We start from the raw sequence: 18,087 nt of genomic DNA on the forward strand, positions 1-18,087 counted from the left end.
ATTATTTTTTTGCAATATGCAATTTTTTATTAATATCATCAAACGCGTTAAGCGTTTTGTCGAGATGTTCTTTTTCGTGTCTTGCAGTTACACTCATCCTGATACGCGCATCTTTTCTTGGTACAGCCGGATAAAGAATCGGGTTGGTATAGATCCCTTTTTCTATTAGTAGTTTTCCGGCTTCTCCTGTTACATAGGGATCTCCTATTTTCACTGGAATTATTGCGGAACAGGTAACTCCGGTATCTAATCCAAGATCGTCAAGCCCTTTTTTGAAATAATTGATGTTGCTCCAGAGTTTTTCTCTCCAGATAGGTTCTTCGTCAATTAAATCAATGGCTTTAACAATTCCTGCGGATGATGGTGGAGCTGTTGCTGAGAAAATCTGCTGACGGGAATGGAATCTGATAAATGCTGCCAATTTTTTATCGGCAATGACATATCCACCAAGGTTTCCAAACGTTTTACTGAATGTTCCTGTGATAATGTCTACTTTATCCAATAATCCAGCCTGTTCCAAAGTACCTCTACCTGTTTCTCCTAGGATACCAACGCCATGTACGTCGTCTACCATTAGAAAGGCATTATACTTTTTCACAAGATTGTAGATCTCATTAATACGGGAAGTATCACCATCTTGGGAATACACTCCGTCCACAATAACGAGTTTCGTACGGTACAGATTTTCAGATACCTTCAAAATGTGTTCCAAAGATTCTAAATTATTGTGCGGAAATGTTTTTTTATTGGTAAAAGCGCATCCTTCGTGTACACTGGCATGTACTGCCATATCTAAAATAGCAAGATCTTCTTTCTGCATTAAGCACTGTAAACTAGCGCTATTAGCTGTATAGCCGGTAGTAAATACTACAGCTTCATCTTCTGTTCTTTTAAAAAAACTTGAAATTCTTTTTTCTAAAGCATTGTGGTAATCAAAATATCCACCAATGAGAGGAGTAGCTCCTGTGCCTGTTCCGTATTTTTCTATTCCTTCAATAGCAGCCTGTTTTACTTTCGGATGCTGTGTAAAACCTAAATAATCACTTGATACAAAACTAACAAATTCTCTGTTTTGGTCTGCAATATTTACATTCAGTATTGCATTGGTTCCTGAAGTATTCTTCAGTCTGTAATTCATGTGTCCATTAGACTTTACATAGTCTAAATATTCATAAAAAATTTCAGCTCTTTGAGCCATATCATTATCTGGTATATTCTCAAAGTCTTTAATAGTTGCTGTTGTGAAATTGATGCTCATCCTTAATCTTGTTTGTTGTGTGGTTTAAAAGAAACAAATATATAACTATTTAAAGGGCTTAAGCGCCTCTATTAAGATTAAATATTATTAAAGACACAATAATTTATTCTTATTATCTGGAAACCAAAGTATTTATATCTTTATCTATCTTTTTAACGTTTTCACCTATTGAATTAATTAGTTTTTTCTTACCTAAATTTAATAAAAAAATCAAACAATAAAGAAATATTAATATATAAATAATAAAAAAATATGATTATATTTCACAAACGGCTCATTTATAAAAGATTATTTTCCCACTATTTTAACATTTTAATTCACTAAACAGGCTTTTAAAACAGATAATCTGAACGGCCAAATCCCTACTTAAAGACAAAACCCGCCATAAATATCCTGCCACAGCAATATTAAACAAAAAAAGTAGTCAGATTAAGTTCTTTTTAGAATTTCTGAAATTTCCGGGAGTAAAGCCAGTCATTTTTTTGAAAAATTTTGAAAAATTGGATGGGTCGTATGTAAAAACACGAGCAATTTCTGCTATTGATTTATCGGAATTAATAAGCATCTCTTTGGCCTGTTCTATAATTTTTCCATCATAAAAATAACAGGGGTGTTCTCCGGTTTCTTTTTTTATGGTATCGGTGAGGTGTTTATGGGAAACAGCAAGCTTGCCGGCAATTTCGTTCAGTTCCATAAAATCCGGAATGGTTCCGGAAATAACATCCTGAATGTGTTTATCCAGAAAGGTAAAATATTGACGGGTAATTTCTTCACTTCTTTTCATCATGTATTTTTTTTGCTAATCTATATCCAAAGTATAAAATTAATCATAAGATACAAAATAACACGGTGAACTTTTCGGATATTGAAAGCTAAGCCATTAATAAAAACTATCTTTGAAAGCTTGTGTAGAATTTTTTACTTTTAGTTTTTCCAGAATATTCTGACGGTGTCTGCTAACAGTATTGATACTTATGAAAAGTATATCAGCAATTTCTTTGCTGGCATAGCCCTCTCCCACAAATTTCAAAACTTCCAATTCTCTTGGGCTCAGAATATTTTTATAATCGAGTTTATCCTTTACAATAACTTCTCCCTTTATTGTATTAATAATCATAAAATCCGGAACCATAGGTGGAGCCAGAGCAATATTATAAAGGCAAAGAGCCAGTCTCAATCTGCTATTGGACGGTGAATACACGTAAAACATACGGTGTTTAACCCAGCGGTAGTCTTCATTTTTATCTTTCATCCTGATTTTTGACACGACACTGTATTCTGTACGCTGCTCCATTTCCATAGTATCCAGTAATTTGAAAAAACGGAGTTCATGAATATATTTTTTAAGTCGGTCGTCCGGATGGATCTTTTTCAGCATCTCTTCTTCCCAAATGGAGTCTATTTCTGTCGGATTTTCTCCCATAGTCAATCCAAGCTCTCCAGCAGCTGCAGATTTATAAATATAGCTCTTATTCGCCTGCATATCACTCAATACGCATATCGCTCCCTCCATCTGAGAATACGCAAGTGCTCTTTGCTTATAGACTTCTATATCAAGCATGCATTTTTTGGAAGCGTTATCGAGCAATTTATCGCTGAGCTGTTCACGGATTTCCATAATGGTTATTTATCAGTATTGACGCGGATAAGGTTTAATAATACTTTTGCTAAAATAATAATTTACCCTTAGAATTTATCCAAAGAGAATGAAGAAATTGATTTTAGGATTTTGTGCCGTATTCCTGATGCAAAAGCTTTCTGCACAGAGTCTGGAAAAAATGACATGGTTCAATGAACCTGAAAAATGGGAAATCAAAAACAACAGCCTTTCAATGTTTGTAACGCCACAGAGTGATTACTGGAGAGTTTCACATTATGGATTTACAGTGGATGATGCTCCCTTTTATTACACCATTTATGGCGGGGAATTTGAGGCAAAAGTGAAAATCACAGGCAGTTACAAATCCAGGTTTGATCAGATGGGGCTTATGCTGAGAACTGACAAAGAGCATTATATCAAAGCCGGAGTGGAATTTGTAGACGGCAAATATAACCTCAGCACTGTGGTGACTCACAACAAAAGTGACTGGAGCGTCATAACACTAGAGAAAACACCTCCCGCAGTATGGATAAAGGCTGTGAGAAGGCTTGATGCTGTGGAAATATTTTATTCTTTTGATGATAAAAACTATATCATGATGCGGAATGCTCCTCTTCAGGATAATACTCCGGTAATGGTTGGCTTAATGGCCGCGTGCCCTGACGGACAGGGTTTCAATGCAGTTTTTGAGAACTTTAAAGTAAAGCATCTGCCGGATGAGCGCAGGCTGAAGTGGCTTGAAGCTCATAAATAACGATTGAATTACACTTCAATATACAATCAGTTTAATTCACCTCCCGTATTTATGGGAGGTTTTTGTATGTTTAAAAATGGAATTTTTGAAATCTGACAATAAAAAAGAGGCGTTACTTTTGATGCAGCCTCTTTTGTTTTTTTTGAGATAAAACCGTTTGTGTTCTTAGAATCATTATTTATACAATAAATCTTCTTTAATTGTTGTGAAAATATTTTTGCAAAAATATGAATATTCATAAGCTCTAACAAAGATATCATGTAGAATTAACCTCAGTTTTTTGTCAAACTTTTACTACAAAAAGCAATTCAATAAAACTAAAAAATATTTATCAGCAACTCTTAAAAAAATATAAAAGCATAAATATTTATTATTTGTAAAATCCTAAAACCAATCACAAGTTCGGTACAGCACTGAGATTTATAGAAGGAATTTAAAAATGAATACAGTGTAAATTTATCACTTATTATTGAAATATTATAGTATTTCAAAAAAATTTATGTACCCTATCGTCAGTAAACCGGGATAAAACTTGTGCAAAACAGATTTTAAGATACTGATTTATCGCCATAATTTCACTATTTTTACACAATCAAAAAATATAAAACACAAAAGACCAGAAAACTTCAATGATAAAAATTTATTTTCAATCGTTCCTGCCCATTAAAAAAACATTGACTTGTACAAACACTATTATTAACCGTCTTTTGCACTAGTGCAGGAGATATAGATCAGTTTTGCACATATATGAGAGTTTGGGCATTTATATTTGCTTGCATCTATTTAAACATTTACGGACAGAGCCACACTTCTACGTGGTACAATATAGACAATGGGCTTCCGCAAAGCAGCGCAAAGGCCATCGTCAAAGATAAATATGGTTTTATCTGGATATCCACAGAGAACGGCCTTGTACGGTATGATGGTAGTTCGTTTATTACTTTTAATAATTTCAAAGTAAACAATCTTCATTTTGGTGAATTTATTGGTGATCCGCTTCTGGACAGTATTACGGTTCTCAATAATTTCCAGGAGAATAAAATCATTATTAAAAACAGGTTTCCAAAACTTTCCAGTCTTACCGGGAGTGATAAAATGGCTTTTTCCAATGGCAATACTATTATACAGCGGATTGCCAACAATATTATAACATCAAGCTTTTATAATGATATTCAGTATTTTATACAGCTTAAAAACTCAGCCTATTATTTTACAGAAAAAAATGCCATCATCTACAGAGAAGGGGAAGAACAAACAAAAATAGTAATCCCATTTACCAATAAGGACCTGAATAATACTTTTGTACTGGATAATACTCTTTTTATTAATGATCTGAAAAAAAGGAAAACCTATTCTATCCATAAAGGACAGCTTTCTGTTTCTGAAGAACCAACACTTTTTAATCATCCGGACACCAAAATTTATTGGCAACAGATTACCAATCAGACTTTTATCATCAATCATGATAACATTTATCTTTTAGAAGGTCACGAAAAGAATCTCCGTTTAAAATTTCTCATTAAGTTTGAGGAAATAGGCAATCACTCTTACTGCTCTATGTTTTTTGATAAAGACTTCAATAAACTTTATCTTGGAACGCTTAACAACGGGCTTAATGTGCTTAAGCTTACTAATTTTTATATTTCAAAGAAAGAAGCAGATTTTTCCAATAATGTCTATTATGCATCTCTTCCCTTCAGTAAAAGTACAATCATTGCTGAAGACGGAACAGAATTCGGGAAAAACGGTATTGTCAATAAACATCTTTTCGGGTGCAATGATAATTATCTGATGATGTATGACGATTCCAAGAACATTCTGATCAGAAAGAGAAATAGTATTATCAGGTATTACAAAAATTCAGGCTATAAAAAGAAGGATTCTACTTTCATCGGTAAGGGATTTGAAGCTTTTATGAAAAGCGGAAATTTTTATGGCACTACATTTACGGATCTTTCAGGTACTCAGCTCCGTCTCTATAAAAAAGACCTGTTTACCAATCCTGATTTCGTTTATAATTTTAAAAGTTTTGTCAATATTTTTTTCCAATACAGTGACCATGAAATTCTGACTGGCAATAGTGACGGTTTGTACTCAGTAATGCCGGGAAGCAGTACGATAACTCCTATCATCAAAAATATTCATGTCAAAAGTATTTTCAGAACAAAGGATAATCTGATCTGGATTACTACGAATAAAAATGGATTTTATCTTTTCAAAAACCATAAACTCATCAAGATGCCGAATGACAGAAACGGCTACCTGCAGTCGGCTCATTATATACTTGAAGATCAAAAAGGTGCTTACTGGATTTCTTCCAACAACGGCCTTTTTAAAGTTCCTAAAAAACAATTGCTACAGTACGCAGAAAACAGAAAAACACCTGTCTTCTATTATCGTTTTACCAAAAGAGACGGCTTTCTGACGAATGAATTCAATGGCAGCTCGGAACCTAATGCCTATGCTTTGGAGAATGGGGAATTTGTGTTTCCATCAATGGACGGTTTTGTATTTTTCAACCCGAACAATATCCGGACTTATTATCCGGAAAGAAACAAAATCTATATTGAAAGGGTAAAAATAGGTAATGCTGAGCCTCAGTATTTTCATCAGACCCTTGATTTGAAAAATGATTATAAAACGGCAGATATTTTTATTGATATTCCTTATTTTTCTAATCCGGAAAATCTGTATATTGAAGGAAAAATATCGGGAAAGGAAAACACTGATTGGGAGCAGATCCCAACAGGAAGCGAATTAAAATACACCATCAGCAACCTTTCTCCGGGTGAATATACACTCAGTATAAGAATACTTATTTCTCCGGATGGAAAGTATGAGATAAAGACAGTACGTTTCAACATCCAGCCACTTTTTTATCAGACATTATTGTTCAGAGTGTCTGCTTCTGTTATTATATTGATTATCATTATTATCATTGTTCAGCTCACTACCAACTTTTTAAGAATAAAGAATAAGGCATTAAAGCAAATTGTTCATAATAAAAATTCTGAGCTGAAAGAAACTTCTCTTCACCTTGAAGTAGTAAAAAGCAACCTGCAAAAAGAAACGGAATATCAGAAAAAACTGGTGGAAACCATCAGCCACGATATCACCACTCCTATCCGGTTTATTGCTATGCTTTCCCAGAAACTTCATGAGTCGGATGATGTGGAGCTTCAGAAGAAATATTTTGACAGTATTTATAAATCTTCAGAACAGCTTTATCAGTTTACCCTGAATTTAAAAGAATATACTGAGCTTTACAAAGCGGAGAATATTTTTGAAGAAAAGGAATATCCTATCAACAGAATTCTTGAAATCAAGAACAGGCTTTTCTGTGAAATAGCCAAGGAAAAGGGAACAACAATTACCCAACTTACTGAACATACCGTATATTCTAAAGTAAACGAAAGCATTTTAACCGCCATTATTCATAATATTCTTGATAATGCTGTGAAAAATACTTTTGAGGGAAATATAAGCCTGAATATTACAGAAAACCAACAAAACTCCACAATCATAATTGCTGATACAGGTAGTGGAATGTCCACAGAACAGATTGCCACTTATATGAACCTGTTCAGAAATCCTAAACTGGAAACCCCCAGCTTTAAAGGAAAAGGGCTTGGTCTGCACATGGTTATCCATCTGGTGAAAAAGATCAACGCTGAAATCAGGTTCAGTCAAAACCAGCCCTCAGGAACGGTTGTGGAAATAACACTCAATAAAAACTAATCTCTATGAATGTAAGAATTTTAATTGCTGACGATCATTATGTAGTAAGAGCAGGAACCTCTCTCGTTCTTGAAACCGCTTATCCGGAGTTGAAAATAGATTTTGCAGAAAACTATGACCAGGTGAAAAAAAAGCTTGAGAGTTCACGTTTTGACCTGCTTATTTTAGATATTGATATGCCTGGAACTCAGTATAAAAAAATGATTCCGGAACTTAAAAACATACAGAATGACCTCAAGATTCTTATTTTCTCAGGATATGATAAAGATGTCGCCATTCAGTACATCAGAGAAGGAGCTGAAGGTTATCTGAATAAACAAAGCAGCGAAGAAGAAATAAAGAATGCAGTGAAAACAGTTATCGAGAAAGGATATTTCTATCCTGCAGAGCTGATTGGTCTTATTATTCAAAACAAAAGAAACAATCCGGTAGAAAAGCTTTCATCCCGTGAATATGAAATCTTCAAACTCCTGGCCGACGGAAACGGAAATCTTGAAATTGCCAACAAGCTTAATATCCAGATGTCTACCGTAAGTACTTACAAAAAAAGAATATTTCAAAAACTTGATGTTACCAATATCGCAGAACTGATTAAAGCCTATGAAATGATGCATTAGAAAAAGGAGCCGGAATCACATAATATTCCGGCCCCAGAAAAAACACAAATCTCATTAGATTTTTACCCGTTGGCAGGTGGCTTTATTTTTAAAATCAATGTATTTTTAGAATCATAGACAAGGGTTCTGTTAATATAACCTCTGCACAGACAGAAACAATTCTCTTGTGTTATCAGCAGTATTGGAATCTGTTGTAGTGGCATCACTGCTTCCTGTTGTAGATTTGTTATCTACGCGGAATGCATAATATACTCTGTACCATCTTGGCTCTGGTTCCTGTATGGTAATATCAAAAGTTACGGTCTCATTATGGGTCTGTGTAAGATAAACGCCATCATCAAACTGTCTGTAGGCTCCTGGCGATAGTTTAATATTCCCATTGTCAGAATCACCGGTATGGGTAGACATTTCCGAAACCCAGATTTTCACATCTGAAGTACCTGCATTATAAAGTCTTGGATTAAAAGTGGTGGCGGCTCCTGTCCCCGCCGAACTGCTGTTAAATTGTGCATCAAGCCTTAAGAAACCACCCAAAACAGGAAGATCAGAAAGATAGGTACTCGCCAATGTAGCAGCTCCGGAGGTACCTGCAGGAATGCTTCCATGGTAATAAATCAGATCACCAATCGTAATATCATCATCTTTTCCTCCGAATGCAAACTTCCAGGTGGTTCCGTTAAACATATAATACCCTGCTTTATCTACTTTTGCTGTTTTTACAGAAGGCATTGTCACAGCCTGGGTTACATACACCAATGCTCCGGTCTGTGCAGCCAGATAGACATCATCTTTCGCCTTCAGCTGATCACCCGTTATTCTGGGAGCCATTACACCATCGGGAATGGTAGTGATATCCGGTTTTCCTTCTACCTGTAATGTTACTTTAGGAGAATCTGTATTGATACCTACTTGGGAATATACTGTTATTGAGCAACCCATCATTATGCTGGCAAGAGTTAATTTTATTTTCTTCATTTTAGTTATATTTGTTTAAAAATTATTTGACTTATTTAAGGGGTGAATAAATCATGCGGGTCAATTGAAATGTCATCAATCAGCCTTTGTTGAGCTAGCTGTTGCAAAGTTATCTGCGTGGATAAATCAATTTCTTAAATAATCAATGAAAAACCGGAAACGGCTCAACAAAACACAAATAATTAATATACAACATATTACCCCAGTCATTTTTTAGTATCTGACTGTTATACAATGTATTTAAATGATTTAAAATTATCTCTTACCGCGAATGACCACCGAAAAAGACATACAAATTGAACAATACAAAAGACAGCTGGTTTATTATTATAACATTCTGATGGCTGCCATACTTGCTGTATTTGGTTTGATATATACCTTTATCATCCCTGATAAAATAATGGCCTGGTATCTTTTTGGCGGACTTTTTTTAATGGTTTACACTTACCTGATTGTTCGTAAAACGTATTCAATAAATGTAATGGTACATTCCTATATTATCATTGCTACCCTTTTTAACTTTTATATTATGCTTGCTTTCTGGAACAATTCTATAGCAAGTTTTGTCTGGCTGATCCCGATTCCACTGGCCGCCTATGTTTTCTTTCAGAGGAAATACGTCTTTATCTACAGCATATTTGTATTACTGAACATTATTGTGGGATATCTTATTTCAAAAACATTTAGCTTTAAATTTCCGATACACAGACCAGAAGATGTAAGAATTACAGATACCATTCTTATGATTTCCAATGTAGCAGTGATATCTCTCCTGATCTATTTTAAGGATAAAATAAAAAGAGTTGAAATTTACCATGAAATTGAAGAAAAGAACCTGAATCCGGAAACTCAGCCAAACTTTGTAACAGAAAAAGTTCCTTTTGCAGACGAACTGTTTGAAAAGATTGAGCTGATAATGCAGGAAAAACAGCTGTATAAGGATGTTAATTTCAATATTTCAAAGCTTTCTGCAGAAATGGATATCAACAGCAGTTACATTTCAAAATCAATCCGGGTAAAGGGATATCCCAATTTCAATAATTACCTGAATATGCACAGAATTGCATGTGTGAAAAGGCTGCTTACTGAAAATGATATTGAGAAAGTAACGCTTATGTATATTTACACAGAAGCTGGATTTTCAAACCAGTCTACTTTCAACAGGGTATTCAAACAGATGGAAGGTATTACCCCTTCAGAATACATCAGCAGTTTACAGCTGCACTGATTTGTTTCACCAATCAATATGATTGAAATAATGATTTTTAAATCCGAAAAATAATCAGGAAATTTACAGCACTTAATTTTTCTGTAAAACCTGTGCATTTTAATTGCAAAAAATCATGAATTCATCTGAAAAAGCCAGTCAGGGAAGCTCACGTTTCCGATATATAAAACTTTGTATTTTCTTTTCAGGACTTTCGGTTTTTGCTCAGCTTTATCTTTTCCAGCCGATGCTGCCTATGGCTGCAGAACAGTTTGGGGTATCTGTAGGTGATACTTCCCTTCTTGTATCTTCATCTACAATAGGTATGGCCTTAGGATTACTGTTTTTTGCTTTTAAAGCAGACAGTTATTCCAGAAAAGGTCTGATGGTCTTTTCACTGATTTCATCTGCTGCACTTACCATTATTTCCACCTGGATCCCAAGCTTAAGCCTCCTGATCGCTATAGGAGTACTGAAAGGTTTTGTTGTTTCCGGTGTTTCGGCAGTGGCTCTGGCCTATCTTACAGAGGAAGTGAACGCTTTGGCTGTTCCGGCAGCCATCAGTATGTATCTCAGCGGCAATACCATCGGAGGAATGAGCGGAAGAATAATGGCTACTCTTCTTGCCGGTGAATTCGGATGGCGCAATGCAGTACTTTTTATCGGGATAGAAAGCTTCATTCTGGGAGCTGTATTCTGGAAATTGTTCCCGGAATCACGATTTTTCAATCCACAAAAAACAGATTATCATCTTAAGGTAAAACAGATGAAGTTTTTCCTGACTAATCCCTATATGCTTCGTTTATATTGTACAGCCGCTTTACTGATGGGCGTTTTTGTAAGTGTTTATAATTACCTGACGTTTAGATTGGAAGCGCAACCATTTTCATTAAGCCATTTTATCATCGCTTTTATCTTTCTCATGTACATTTTCGGGGTCTTTGGTACGATGATCACAGGCCGCATTTCCAGAAGGTTTCCCATGAACGATATCCTGAAAGGCTCTATTTTATTTATGCTCACCGGAGCCGCGCTGTTATTATCTGAAAATATTTATATCCTTATTTTCGGACTGGGTCTTTTTACCCTTTCTTTTTTTGCTGCCCATACTATGGCCAGTCAGATGACTGCATTGTATGCCAAACGTGGAAAGTCTTCAGCCACTTCTATTTACTGGCTGTTTTACTATTTCGGGTCAAGTATTCTGGGGAGTGGCACCGGCTATCTCCTTCATGCTTATTCCTGGAATATCTTCATAGGAATTCTTATCGTAGCTGTTATTATAGCCCTTCTGTTAGCTACGGCTAATATAGTGCCTAAAGGAAGGGCAAAAAACTAGTACCACATACATACCACATCCATTTTTTTGGCAACCTCTTATAATTCGCCATTACGTGTACTATTTTAACATGTTATTAATTTTTTATAGTAAAAATTTAACCTAATCTTCTCTAAAACAGGATTCAACAATGTGATGCCGGGCATAATATTTGCTGTTTATTTGGGACTATATCATCACCTAAAAATCAGAATATTATGAACGTAGCAGATTTAAAAATCAGGAACTTGGTGGAGTATAATAATCAAATTTATACCATCACCGAGATCTTTCACAATGTTGAACAGGCTTATTTTGTTAAAATTGAAAATGATATTCAAAGTATCTCAGTTCCGGCAGCGTCTATCAGACCTATCAAAATAACAGAAGAATGGCTTGAAAAGCTGGGATTCTTAAGAACTTACAGTTCGGATAAGAGTATACGATATGAAAGGCCGGAACCCTTTATAAAATACGATATAGACCTTAGCTCCAGAAAAATACTGGAAGGGCTGAAAATATATGGGAACGCGATAAAGTGCAAGTACATCCATGAGTTTCAGAATATTTTCTCAAGTTTGTTCGGAAAAGAAACAGCTTTGCATTATGGTTATTTGAAAACAGAATCGTAGTTTAAATAGTTCTAAGCTGCAGAAGACCACAATTTAATTTATAAATTGTGGTCTTCTTCTTTTTAATAGGATTCAACAGATTTCCTCAAAGAGTATTTTATTTTTTTAAATTCAATCTGGTTAAGACCAACACCAGAAAGCATAAACTACAAATAATACTTTCTTGTTGTGTACTTTACTCTGTTAGAAGACTGTATTTTTCAAAACCTATTATCCGTTCGGCAGGTATTCAGCCTGCTTTATCATTACAAATTTTTAATATTTCTGTAAATTTGTGTCCATAGTGAGCCCTTACATAATCTTTGGGAAAGCACAGATACTTCATAATGGATACAGATACTATACTTTCACAGCTGCTAGAACACTTTAAGGAAATCGTTTCTTTAGAAGATAAGGATATTGACTATATCACTTCCAAATTAGAAATTATACAGCTCAAAAAGAAAGAATATCTGCTTCGTGAAGGCCAGGTTTCCAAACACATGCGCTTTATTGCCAAAGGAAGTCTGTATGCGTATCATATTGATGAAAAAGGAAAGGAAAATACTACTCAGCTAGGCATTGAAAACTGGTGGGTGAATGATTTATACAGTTATCTGAGCGAATTACCTTCAAGAATGTTTATCCAGGCTAATGAAGATACTACGATAATACAGATCAGTAAAAGCCATTTGGAATTATTATACCAAGAAGTTCCGGCCATTTCAGAATTCTGGCGCCTGAAGATGCAGTCTGCTTATGTGACGCTGCAGGAAAGAACCTTTGAACATTCAAGGGTTGATGCCTACACCAAATACCGGACATTTGTCACGACCTACCGCAATATTGAACAGCGCTTTCCTCAATACATGATTGCTTCCTACCTGGGAATTACAGTAGAATACCTGAGTTATCTGAGAAAAAAACACCTGTCTGACCTTTCTTAAGATTTCTTAAGTTTATTCCGTTCCAGCCAGAATAATTTTGCTCACAGAATTTAATGAGTGAAATATGAAGGCTAAAATCATCGCAATAACAACTCTTGCATCTGCTTCGCTGAATCTGAATGCACAGAAACTTTCCTATACTCCAGATCTTGTTTTAGGACATCGGTCGTATACCTATATGCACAATGTCAATTATCAATTGAACAACCGATTGAAACTGAACAATCTTACCTTATTCGATACAGAATACACCAAAGAAAACATATTCTTCATCAGAAATACCCTGGTTTATAGCTTTACCAAAAGACTTAGTGCCAACGCAGCATTTGGAATTAAAAATCCGGGAGCTTTCTTCAGCGCTTATCTGCAATACAAGATCATCCAACCCAGCTATTCTCTCTCCTACTCTATAGGAACTACCTATCAGAAAGGCTTTTCACTGGAACAGTCCATATCATTTGAATATACTCCTTATCTGGCAGAAAACTTTAAAGGATATTTCAGTGTACTCGCTATTGGAAACCTTGATGACAGAGGGTATCCCAGAGGGCTGCAGTTTATCAGGCTTGGTGTAAAACAGGATAAAATGATGTACGGGCTGGCCTCCAATTTTGATCAGTTTAACAACGGAAAAAAGACCCTGGAAAATATCGGGGTATTTATAAAATATAACTTTTAAATAATAATACGAAATGAAAAAGAACATTGATTTAGGAATGCTTATCACAAGAATAGCAATCGGATTTCCGATGTCTGTTTATGGAATCAGCAAACTGGTCCACGGAGTTGGGTTTATTAAAGATATGATGACCATGTACGGCTTGCCGTCATTCTTTGCTTACGGTGTATTTGCAGGAGAGATTATAGCTCCCATCCTGCTGATCATTGGATTTCGGGCACGCCTTGCGGGATTGATTTTTGCTGCTAATTGCTTTACTGCAACCATTTTTGCACAAACGGCTAATATTTTCAAACTTAATGAATTTGGAGGATGGGCTTTGGAATTACTGGCTATCTATATGCTTGTAAGTCTGAGTTTCTTCTTTACAGGAGCCGGAAAGTATGCTGTTTCTACCCAGAATAAGTGGGATTAAAATAACCCGCAAACATTTCTATTTCTATTAATAAACCAGAATCTCAGGATTTTGTTTTATTTTTTTACCAAATGACAATAAAACAGGCATCAGATCCCCAGTTTCATTCCGTATTTTTACAATAAACTTAATCACTCATATGAAAGAAGTTATTGTCTATCAAATCGACTCATTTACCAAAGAAAAATTTAAAGGAAATCCGGCAGGAGTTGTATTGAATGCCGAAAAAATGACGGCTGAAGAAATGCAGCTCGTTGCCAGAGAACTTAATAATTCTGAAACAGCATTTGTCTTCAAACCTAATAATCTCAACGAAAATTTCGATTATCACATCCGGTATTTTACTCCTACCACAGAAGTTCCTTCCTGTGGACATGCTACCATTGCAGCTCTCTATGCAAAAGCTCAGGAAGATTCTCTGGATTCCTGTACTATTGCAATACATACACAAATCGGAATATTACCAATTCATATTGAAAGAGAATATAATGATTATCTCATCACCATGACACAGGGAAAATTTGAGATGAGTCCTGCTTTTGATATTTCAATAACCCAAAGAATTGTGTTGGCCCTGGGACTGACAATGAATGATCTTGATGAAAAATGTCCTGTACAAATCGCTTCCACAGGCCATTCAAAAGTAATGATCGGTATTAAAAGCAATATCACCTTAAATCGTCTGGTTCCGGACCTTGCTGCTTTGACAAAGCTCAGTAAAGAAATCGGCTGTAACGGGTATTTTGTGTTTACTTTCGATATAGATGAAAAAGAGATATTAACCAATGGAAGAATGTTTGCACCCGCTATCGGTATTTCTGAAGATCCGGTTACCGGAAATGCGAACGGTCCTTTGGGAGGTTATCTTATTCAAAACAAAATTAAAGAAACTATTGATGGTATTTTTGAATTTACCGGACGACAAGGGGAAGCCATCAACAGGATTGGTGAAGTAAAAGTACGGGTTAGTATAAAAGACAACCAGCCAGATATAATCAGGATTACCGGAAATGCAGTAAGCGTTTTCAGAACCACTATGACTTTGAAATAATTCTGACCTTTAAATTAAAAAAAATGTCCCTATTGAAGAAAACGGGTCGTCATTAAGATGAATCAAAAATTTGAATACAATGAAAGAATTCTTATTAGTCTTCCGCGCAGACTACAAGTCTATGCCCAAGACATCACCGGAACAAATGCAGGCCAATACCCAGAAATGGATGAACTGGATCGCAGGAATTGCTGCGCAAAATAAACTGGCAGACAGGGGAAACCGCCTGGAAAGTACAGGACAGATTGTAAAATCCGACGGAGTAATTTCCGATGGTCCTTACGCTGAGATTAAAGAATCAATTATGGGATACACCCTTATCAACGCAGAATCCATTGAAGAAGCTGCAGCTTTATGCAAAGACTGTCCTATTCTGTTATTTGGGGGAAATGTGGAAGTAAGGGAAATCAGTAAATTGTAATAGTAATTATGAAATTTCATCTGCGTCATCTGCTCAATCTATAGAAAATAAAATACAAAACCTTCACGTAAATTGTGCAGATGCCGCAGATTTTTGCAGAAAAATAGTAACTCCAGTGTTTCAAGCTTTCAAAACAAATATAATTACCTTTAATATAGTCTTTTGATCAGCCATGACAAATCCGAATGAAATAACACCGCATTTATTCAGAACTGAGTACAGCAAAATTGTTGCGGTGCTTTGCAGAAGTTTTGATATTAAACATATCGAAATTGCAGAAGATATTGCTGGTGACACCTTCCTTAAAGCTTCGGAATACTGGGCTGTAAACGGACTTCCGGATAATCCTGCAGCCTGGCTTTATACAGTGGCTAAGAATAAAGCCAAGGACTATTTCAAACATCTGTCCATTATTGAAAAAAACAAAGAAGAGGAAATAAGAACCGCTGAAAAAGAGCATCCAACAATAGATTTCGATACCAAAAACATCTCGGACAGCCAGCTGGAAATGATTTTTGCAGCCTGCAACCCTGTCAATTCCCAGGAAACCCAGATATGTTTAGCCCTTCAGATCCTCTGCGGTTTCAGTGTGGAAGAAATCGCCAATGCTTTTCTTTCTAAAACGGAAACGATTAAAAAGCGTTTGCAACGGGGCCGGGAAGCTCTCAGAACCCACCACTTTACAATAGATTCTTTAAGTGAACAGGATATTCACCAGCGGCTGGAAACGGTATTGACTACTTTATATTTATTGTTTAATGAAGGTTATTTTTCCAGAACAAATAATCTTTTGATCCGCAAAGATCTTTGCCTGGAAGCCATAAGACTTACCCTGATCCTTACTGACAATCCATTTACCAATATCCCAAAGACCAATGCACTGCTGGCTCTGATGTGTTTTCAGAGTTCAAGACTTGATGCAAGAACCAATGAACAAGGTGAAGCCATTCTATTTGATGAACAGGACGAAACATTATGGGATACAACTTTGATAGAAAAAGGTAATTATTACCTCATAGAAGCCTGTGAGACCAATACTACTTCCGTTTCAAAATATCATCTGGAAGCAGGTATTGCGTATTGGCATACTTCATCTGTCAAAGATAAATGGGCGCATATTTTAAACCTGTACAATCAGCTTGTTATCATTGAATACTCTCCGGTTACTGCCTTAAACAGGGCTTTTGCTTTTTCCAAAGTGTACGGAAAAGAGATAGCTGCCACAGAAGTTGAAAACCTTAATCTCACCGGTAACGGGTATTATCATGGATTGCTGGGATATTTATATTCTGAAAACCATCCTGATAAAGCAATTCCTCATTTTGAAGAAGCGATCCGTCTGACCAAATCAAAGCCGGAAAAACAGACTTTACAGAAACAGATCAATCTTTTAAAACAATCAAAGTAAATTTCAATATACAAAAGAGGCTGTCTCAAGAATCAAATTATTTGACTCTTGTCATTCTGACGAAGGAAGAATCTCATTCATATTTAGTTTAGGAGATTCTTCACTACATTCCATTTCATTCAGAATGACACTTTTGAGGCAACCTCTTTTTTTATTATTTATCATTTACAATATTGAGAAATAAGCTCTCTTTCCCAATAAGATAAATGTTGATAAGCTTTTGCCTGTTGATATTAATGATATCACCGTTTTTAATCTTGAATTTCTTTTGTAAAGGTTTTCCGTTAAAATAAACTGTATCTGAATCAAGCAGAAGATTCAATTTAGATGATGAAAGACCTAAACATGTCCTGATAACGGTTGAAACTCTTACGTTAAAATCAAAAGAACATTGTATTTGAAACGAAATCATTTCACTGTCCATCCTGATCAGATCTTCAACAGAGATGGTATTGTACAGGATTTCATATTCTACACTTTCCATATCTGCTTCTGCATTATTCTTTCGTCTTATTTCCTGTGAAAAAGCATATTCCCAGGCAATTTCCGTATTGTTTTCTGAAAATTTATTGAATAATTCTTTACTCACAGATTCTGTTCTTATTCTTGAAAAAACAGTCATGTTATAGGTGTTGCTGCATTTTACACAACGGTAAATCAACCATATATCAATATTCTTTTTTTGAGCATTCAGTCTGAATTTATCGCTGCAGTAAAATCTGTCGCTGCTACAATGATTGCATTTCTTTTTTAGTAAGGGAGTGTTTTTCGCTTTTACCTCCCAAATATGTGTTGTACTCATTACTTATAATCGTGCTTGGTATTCTTTGTTGGATTTTTTCCATATTATTCACGCATTACAAGAAGGTTGATACATCTGAGACTTACCCAAAGACTATTCTTAAGGTATAATTGTAATCTGTATTCAGTCTTTAAAAATCATAATGATAAGACTAAAACAACAGATATAGCTGCCCTTTGCAGGCAATACAGTAATAATATGATGAAATGAAAACCTGTTCGGGCAGAATTACCCAAACGGAAGAACGATCAGCCTGTGGTTATGAAGACTGATACTAAGCAGTAAT

17 protein-coding genes are annotated in these 18,087 nt (G+C 35.5%); 12 read left to right on the plus strand and 5 right to left on the minus strand.

The features are described 5' to 3' along the window. Window position 1 precedes the first annotated feature (1 nt). From OL225_RS10095 to OL225_RS10105, 3 genes are all read right to left on the minus strand, one after another. Complete coding sequence (locus tag OL225_RS10095; protein ID WP_047375408.1) at window positions 2–1,258, minus strand: aminotransferase class I/II-fold pyridoxal phosphate-dependent enzyme; 1,257 nt, start codon at window positions 1,256–1,258, stop codon at window positions 2–4. Between the two features lie 424 nt (window positions 1,259–1,682). Further along, window positions 1,683–2,045 carry a helix-turn-helix domain-containing protein gene (locus OL225_RS10100; protein ID WP_047375410.1) on the minus strand — a complete coding sequence of 121 codons (363 nt, stop codon included), beginning with the start codon at window positions 2,043–2,045 and terminating at the stop codon, window positions 1,683–1,685. 93 nt (window positions 2,046–2,138) lie between these two features. Further along, window positions 2,139–2,876, minus strand: a complete 738-nt coding sequence (locus OL225_RS10105) for a response regulator transcription factor (RefSeq protein ID WP_264518144.1) — start codon at window positions 2,874–2,876, stop codon at window positions 2,139–2,141. Window positions 2,877–2,964: 88 nt separating this feature from the next. On the opposite strand from OL225_RS10105, the gene OL225_RS10110 reads away from it, so the two are divergent. The 3 genes from OL225_RS10110 to OL225_RS10120 all read left to right on the plus strand — a co-directional run bounded on the left by OL225_RS10110 (window position 2,965) and on the right by OL225_RS10120 (window position 7,967). Then, a complete protein-coding gene (locus OL225_RS10110; RefSeq protein ID WP_264518145.1) occupies window positions 2,965–3,612 on the plus strand; it encodes a DUF1349 domain-containing protein in 648 nt (215 codons plus the stop codon). Window positions 3,613–4,359: 747 nt separating this feature from the next. Further along, window positions 4,360–7,350, plus strand: a complete 2,991-nt coding sequence (locus OL225_RS10115) for a sensor histidine kinase (protein ID WP_264518146.1) — start codon at window positions 4,360–4,362, stop codon at window positions 7,348–7,350. Window positions 7,351–7,355: 5 nt separating this feature from the next. Then, complete coding sequence (locus tag OL225_RS10120) at window positions 7,356–7,967, plus strand: response regulator (protein ID WP_047375420.1); 612 nt, start codon at window positions 7,356–7,358, stop codon at window positions 7,965–7,967. 129 nt (window positions 7,968–8,096) lie between these two features. Here the strand turns inward: OL225_RS10120 and OL225_RS10125 are convergent, their stop codons facing one another. Then, entirely contained in the window at window positions 8,097–8,942 is an 846-nt protein-coding gene (locus tag OL225_RS10125) for a hypothetical protein (RefSeq protein WP_264518147.1), read from the minus strand. A 271-nt stretch (window positions 8,943–9,213) separates the two neighbouring features. Here OL225_RS10125 and OL225_RS10130 point away from each other — a divergent pair, with 271 nt between their 5' ends. The 9 genes from OL225_RS10130 to OL225_RS10170 all read left to right on the plus strand — a co-directional run bounded on the left by OL225_RS10130 (window position 9,214) and on the right by OL225_RS10170 (window position 16,999). Continuing rightward, the gene (locus OL225_RS10130; protein ID WP_264518148.1) at window positions 9,214–10,170 is read left to right on the plus strand and encodes a helix-turn-helix domain-containing protein; all 957 of its coding nucleotides are present in this window, start codon (window positions 9,214–9,216) and stop codon (window positions 10,168–10,170) included. A 115-nt stretch (window positions 10,171–10,285) separates the two neighbouring features. After that, complete coding sequence (locus OL225_RS10135; RefSeq protein ID WP_264518149.1) at window positions 10,286–11,488, plus strand: MFS transporter; 1,203 nt, start codon at window positions 10,286–10,288, stop codon at window positions 11,486–11,488. A gap of 197 nt (window positions 11,489–11,685) precedes the next feature. Continuing rightward, window positions 11,686–12,099, plus strand: coding sequence for a hypothetical protein (locus OL225_RS10140; protein WP_264518150.1), 414 nt, complete (start codon window positions 11,686–11,688; stop codon window positions 12,097–12,099). 326 nt (window positions 12,100–12,425) lie between these two features. Then, window positions 12,426–13,025, plus strand: coding sequence for a Crp/Fnr family transcriptional regulator (locus OL225_RS10145; RefSeq protein ID WP_047375428.1), 600 nt, complete (start codon window positions 12,426–12,428; stop codon window positions 13,023–13,025). A 64-nt stretch (window positions 13,026–13,089) separates the two neighbouring features. Continuing rightward, window positions 13,090–13,704 carry a hypothetical protein gene (locus OL225_RS10150; protein WP_264518151.1) on the plus strand — a complete coding sequence of 205 codons (615 nt, stop codon included), beginning with the start codon at window positions 13,090–13,092 and terminating at the stop codon, window positions 13,702–13,704. Window positions 13,705–13,717: 13 nt separating this feature from the next. Next, on the plus strand, window positions 13,718–14,119 hold the full coding sequence (locus tag OL225_RS10155; protein ID WP_264518152.1) for a DoxX family protein: 402 nt from the start codon (window positions 13,718–13,720) through the stop codon (window positions 14,117–14,119). A gap of 139 nt (window positions 14,120–14,258) precedes the next feature. Then, the gene (locus OL225_RS10160) at window positions 14,259–15,170 is read left to right on the plus strand and encodes a PhzF family isomerase (RefSeq protein WP_264518153.1); all 912 of its coding nucleotides are present in this window, start codon (window positions 14,259–14,261) and stop codon (window positions 15,168–15,170) included. A 79-nt stretch (window positions 15,171–15,249) separates the two neighbouring features. After that, window positions 15,250–15,591 carry a YciI family protein gene (locus OL225_RS10165; RefSeq protein ID WP_264518154.1) on the plus strand — a complete coding sequence of 114 codons (342 nt, stop codon included), beginning with the start codon at window positions 15,250–15,252 and terminating at the stop codon, window positions 15,589–15,591. 172 nt (window positions 15,592–15,763) lie between these two features. Next, on the plus strand, window positions 15,764–16,999 hold the full coding sequence (locus OL225_RS10170; RefSeq protein WP_264518155.1) for an RNA polymerase sigma factor: 1,236 nt from the start codon (window positions 15,764–15,766) through the stop codon (window positions 16,997–16,999). Between the two features lie 154 nt (window positions 17,000–17,153). On the opposite strand, the gene OL225_RS10175 is transcribed toward OL225_RS10170, so the two are convergent. Next, a complete protein-coding gene (locus OL225_RS10175) occupies window positions 17,154–17,801 on the minus strand; it encodes a DUF1062 domain-containing protein (RefSeq protein ID WP_264518156.1) in 648 nt (215 codons plus the stop codon). Window positions 17,802–18,087 lie beyond the last annotated feature (286 nt).

The sequence above is a fragment of the Chryseobacterium viscerum genome (assembly GCF_025949665.1).
In the GTDB taxonomy this organism is placed as follows: Bacteria; Bacteroidota; Bacteroidia; order Flavobacteriales; family Weeksellaceae; genus Chryseobacterium; species Chryseobacterium viscerum_A.